At 35.1% G+C, this 4,773-nt stretch carries 7 protein-coding genes; 5 read left to right on the top strand and 2 right to left on the bottom strand.

The features are described 5' to 3' along the window. Together K8S13_RS24580 and K8S13_RS24575 are read left to right on the top strand one after the other, a co-directional pair. Positions 1-366 (top strand): hypothetical protein (locus K8S13_RS24580; protein WP_291466366.1); only part of this gene is annotated, 366 nt, incomplete at its 5' end. 30 nt (positions 367-396) lie between these two features. After that, positions 397-1,437 (top strand): hypothetical protein, encoded by a 1,041-nt coding sequence (locus tag K8S13_RS24575; RefSeq protein ID WP_291466365.1) that lies wholly within the window; start codon positions 397-399, stop codon positions 1,435-1,437. Between the two features lie 53 nt (positions 1,438-1,490). Here the strand turns inward: K8S13_RS24575 and K8S13_RS24570 are convergent, their stop codons facing one another. Then, positions 1,491-2,273: a glycosyltransferase family 2 protein gene (locus tag K8S13_RS24570; RefSeq protein WP_291466364.1), complete on the bottom strand. Its 783-nt coding sequence runs from the start codon at positions 2,271-2,273 to the stop codon at positions 1,491-1,493. Between the two features lie 192 nt (positions 2,274-2,465). On the opposite strand from K8S13_RS24570, the gene K8S13_RS24565 reads away from it, so the two are divergent. From K8S13_RS24565 to K8S13_RS24555, 3 genes are all read left to right on the top strand, one after another. Further along, on the top strand, positions 2,466-2,786 hold the full coding sequence (locus tag K8S13_RS24565) for a hypothetical protein (RefSeq protein WP_291466363.1): 321 nt from the start codon (positions 2,466-2,468) through the stop codon (positions 2,784-2,786). A 132-nt stretch (positions 2,787-2,918) separates the two neighbouring features. Next, positions 2,919-4,037: an ATP-binding protein gene (locus K8S13_RS24560; protein WP_291466362.1), complete on the top strand. Its 1,119-nt coding sequence runs from the start codon at positions 2,919-2,921 to the stop codon at positions 4,035-4,037. Positions 4,038-4,126: 89 nt separating this feature from the next. Next, the gene (locus K8S13_RS24555) at positions 4,127-4,447 is read left to right on the top strand and encodes a hypothetical protein (RefSeq protein ID WP_291466361.1); all 321 of its coding nucleotides are present in this window, start codon (positions 4,127-4,129) and stop codon (positions 4,445-4,447) included. A gap of 36 nt (positions 4,448-4,483) precedes the next feature. On the opposite strand, the gene K8S13_RS24550 is transcribed toward K8S13_RS24555, so the two are convergent. Continuing rightward, positions 4,484-4,773 (bottom strand): hypothetical protein (locus K8S13_RS24550; RefSeq protein WP_291466360.1); only part of this gene is annotated, 290 nt, incomplete at its 5' end.

Below are 4,773 nucleotides of genomic sequence, written 5' to 3'. Positions count from 1 at the left end.
GTCTTGTTTGATAATGATAAAAAAGATGTTGTTAAAGATTTAACAAAAAGTAATTTGTTAGATGAGGGCGAATATCATATTTTTAAAAAAGGAGAATTTGAAGATTATATCCCATCAAATATTTTAGCTAATTCTTTAAATGATCTAAGCCCAGGATTAAATATAACAGAAGAACATATATCTGAGGAAAGAACGAAAAATAAAAGAACAGTAAAGATTATCAATGATTTTTATAGAAAAAAAGGAGATGCTTTTGTTTTTCCTGGAAAACCTGCTCTGAGTGAAATTTCAGCAAAAAAAATGGTTAATTCAAAATGTATACCTGAAGAATTAAATGGAATTATAAAAAAAATAATGAGTTTATAAATGAAATTGTAACTATTTCAAAGGATCAAAATGATAAAAAAAAATGATTTAGAAAAAATTGATAACAAAATTGAAAAACTCACTCAACTACATAATTTACACTCAATTGAAAATGTTATTGTTACTATCTCATTTGCCACTTTAATATTAGGAATAAATATCTATCTTAATACAAGTGTAAATGCAATTTGGAAAATTGCAGCATTATTTCTTATCATGTTTACTATTTACCCACTAATATTATTCTTTTCAACTTTTTTATCACATGATACTGATGCAAAAGTAAAAACTTTAGTAACAATAATATCAATAGCATGTTTGCATTTGATTGGATTAGGATTTCTTACTTTAATAGGTTGGTTACTATCTTATAACTATTTTCCGAATATATTAGAATTTTTAGGTATAACATATCTTACTCCTATCTTAGTTTTTTTAATTTTTGAATTTTGGGGGATTTTTTTACATTATTGGATTCATCATTTTGAACCACATTTAGAAAATGAGAGATTCTATCTTTTAGTTAATTTAAATAGGTCTGAAAAGAAAATTAAAATTATTGGTAGAAAAATTTTTAAAGTTATTTTTTTACCTTTTACAATAATATTATTTGTTTCATTTTTTATCTGGTGTATTTTAATTACAGAATATTTTCAAGCAATTTTGATTTTAATAGTTGGTTTATTAAACACGTTATTTTTACTTAAGTTAATAAAGGTAAATTTAAAGGGGAGATATATGAAAAAGAAGAACAATAATAATACTAAACAACCTAGCAATAAATCGAAACCGAAAGAAATTGATTATAAACAATTATTTATAATAATTGCATTAATTTTTGGAATATTTGGTGGTTTGTCCCTAACAGCAGATTATGAACCAGAAAAACTTATCTATCCTAATAACTCTGGCGATCATCTAATATATTACGATAATGAAGATATAGGCATTTTAAAAATAAATGCAAATATAATATCTGATATAGATGTGATTGCAGCAGGTACTCCAACAAAAATAATCGCAAACATTAGTTATTTTCCACATAATGACTTATATAATACGCAGGGATAAAGGGAAAAGAGATGACAAATATCATAAGCCACCAGGCAAGAATAACGCCTGTGTCATGAATCATGCCTTAATTCCTTTTTTAAGGATAAAAAAATTTGTATCATCCCGCAGCAGCCTGAACGCAGGATCTGCAAAAACTTTAGACCTCTTCCTGCCTCCTGCCGGTTTTGGAATACAATGGGGATGTCCAGGCAAATAGTCCCCATGTATTTGCGAATAAAAATACTGAGCGCTATGTTCTGCAGTTCAATATCAGGTGGGATTTTTTTTAATGCCGTGTTTAAAACATTGCAGGGCATCAGGCGAAAGGGAACATTGGCATCCTTTATCCATAGCCCTGAAAACACAAAAATAACAAGAGAGCAGATTCGTGACATGATAAACCGCAACCTTCCGTCCTTTCTAACAACCCGGTTGCCAAAGATACAGGTTTGATGTTTTCGAAGACTCCAGAACCCGGGAAAATAATCCGGCCGGCATTGTCCATCCGAGTCAATTTGCAATACCCAGGCAGGATTGAGTTGAACTGCTTTTTCATACCCTTTTCGGATGGCATGGCCATGGCCGAAATTGACCTGGCTTAAGATAGTAAATGCTTTGGGTGCCTGGTTCTTCAGTTGTTTTAGAATCAAGCCTGTCCGATCCTTTGATCCGTCATTGACGATAACAAAATCATAATTTATCCCGGCCTGATTTAAAACATCCTGCCATTGGCGGATAACCCGGGAGAGAATTTTCTCCTCGTTATATACGGGCATAACAACAACAAGATCTAAAGCCGGACAGGCGGATTTTTCAGGCAGATTTTTTAAAATATTTTTTTTTATAAAACTCACCTTTACATAAGTATAGTATTTAAATAAAATTGCCTATAAAAAATAATAAGATTTATTTTAATTATTTTTAAACAAACTAAATTTTTTGGTGTCAGTATAAAATAAGGACAAAGAAATAAAGCTTTTGATTTGCCGGATTAAACAGCCGGACCAATAACAACATACAAATTAAATTTTAATGGAGAATGCAAGATGAAAAAATTATTATCGGTTTTGTTTTTTATCTCTTTGATTACACCAAGCTTTCTTCAGGCAGCGCCAATCCCAATGGTTACTGCCGGTTGCGAGGATTTTTATAGCCAAAGCGGCATACAGTCGTCGGGCGATTTAAGAACCATGGAAGTTGGGCAGACGACTTTTGGTACGGTTATGGATGCAGCCAAACTGTCCAAATTCGGCATTAAAGAAACCAGAGTCGGTGACAAGGTTCACTTAACCCTGCTCAAAGACGGCAGGCTTAAAATATCCATCATGTCAGTGAAGCAGGAAAAGCTTATCCAGCTTAAGAAATGAAAGGTGTGCAAAGGCGATTTTTTCTTGAATTTTTTTCAAAGGTGATTTATTATACAGCAGAGTGCCAATCGGTAAGTTACTAATCGGTAAGTTATTGATTGATAAGTTACACTATGATAAGCGAGGTGCGGTGTGGATCCATTTAAGTTTGGACAAGTTGTAAGCGGCAGTGATTTTTGCCCCCGCCCTGAATTACTACAAACCGTGATGACTTATATCAATCAGGGACAAAATATGTATGTCCAGGGAGAAAGGCGTATAGGAAAAACATCGCTTATTTATGAAGCCTGCTGCCGCCTTAAAAAATTCCGAGTAATTTATGTGGATCTGTTCGGGGTAAAATCATCGGATATTCTTGCAAAACGTATTGTAAAGGCCATTATTTCCATGGAGCAAAAGGAGAGTGGGGTTTTTTCAAAAATATTTAAGACCTTTTCCTATCTGCGACCTTCTTTTTCGATTGATCCTATAACCGGACTTCCATCGGTTTCCCTGGATGCCACGGTGAAGATGACTCCTGATGACATTGAAACCGTTCTGGATTTAATTTCTGCCATTAAGACAGCCAAAAAACCTGTTCTAGTCATTTTTGATGAATTCCAGGATGTATTGAACATCAAGGATGCAGATGAGACCCTGGCGATGATGAGAAGTAAAATTCAGTTCCAGTCCGATATTACATATATCTTTGCCGGAAGCCTTCGTAACAAAATGGATGAAATATTTATTGATTCTGACAGCCCTTTTTTCAAATCAGCTGTTTTAGTTGCTGTTGGTCCGCTGACTGAGACAGCGTTTAAGGACTACATCATAAAACGGTTTAAGAATGGGGGCAGGACCATTAAAGAGGATATACTTGACCGTATTTTCGAGATAGCAGGGGATATAGCCGGCGATATTCAACAATTTTGTTCAGCCCTCTGGACAATAACCAGCACTGGAGACTCAATTGAGCAGGATAATATACCAAAAGCATTGGAATTAATATTTGCCAGAGAATCCAAGGTCTATGAAGCTGATATTGAAACAATTTCTGAGCAGCAATTTATATGTTTGATCGGGATTGCCGGATATGGGGGAAAAGAATTGACTTCATCACGATTTCTCATGAACATAGGCATCCCTTCATCAGCATCTGTACTGAAAGCTTTAGCAAGGTTGATCAAATTACGGATTATTTTTAAAAGCGGCAATGAATATAAATTTACAAATCCTTTTTTCAGGGCATGGTTACTTTACAAAAATTTTTAAACCCTTAAACCCCTGAACAAAAGGCCGCACAGGACACCTGGTAATTGGTTCTTGTGGTTTTAGATCCAAATTTTTAACGGAGGCACAACATGAAAAAATTATTATCGGTTTTATTTTTGATCTTTTTGATTGCACCCGGTCTTCTTCAGGCAGCGCCAATCGCAATGGTTACTGCCGGCTACGAGGATTTTTATAGCCAAAGCGGCATTCATCCGTCCGGCGATTTAAAAACCATGGAAGTCGGGCAGACAATTTTTGGTACGGTTATGGATGTTCCTAAATTGTCCAAATTCGGCATTAAAGAAACCAGAGTCGGTGACAAGGTTCACTTAACCATGCTCAAAGACGGCAAGCTTAAAATATCCATCATGTCAGTAAAACAGGAAAAGATCATCCAGCTTAAGAAATAAGATCTCTTTTAAGAGAACTGTCAGGACAAAACCGGTTTATGGCCGGATGAATACAGTTTTGGAATCCAGTGATTCAAGCTGTGTAATGATAAGGCTATCCGTTTTTGAGGCGATTTGTCTTCCCTGGTCATCAAACCAGTTTACAGGGACTTGAAGTTTGAGTCCCACCTGCTTGACCGTATCATCATAAAGATTTGTAATGGTGCAAAGGTGTCCTTGTTCAAAAGCCTTGCATTCGGCTTTGACATATTGCCACTTGATTAATCCTCTGGGGGTAAAAGCCGTGTTCAACCGGTCATAACGGTGCAAAAGCCAGTCCCCCTCAC

The sequence above is a fragment of the Desulfobacula sp. genome, from assembly GCF_021107415.1.
Note: the sequence above shows the minus strand (reverse complement) of the source record. Positions and strands in the feature narration are given on the sequence as shown.

Excerpts from the sequence above, each read along its gene's own strand:
- K8S13_RS24575 (WP_291466365.1), top strand. The coding sequence starts at position 397 with ATGATAAAAAAAAATGATTTAGAAAAAATTGATAACAAAATTGAAAAA.
- K8S13_RS24565 (WP_291466363.1), top strand. The coding sequence starts at position 2,466 with ATGAAAAAATTATTATCGGTTTTGTTTTTTATCTCTTTGATTACACCA.
- K8S13_RS24555 (WP_291466361.1), top strand. The coding sequence starts at position 4,127 with ATGAAAAAATTATTATCGGTTTTATTTTTGATCTTTTTGATTGCACCC.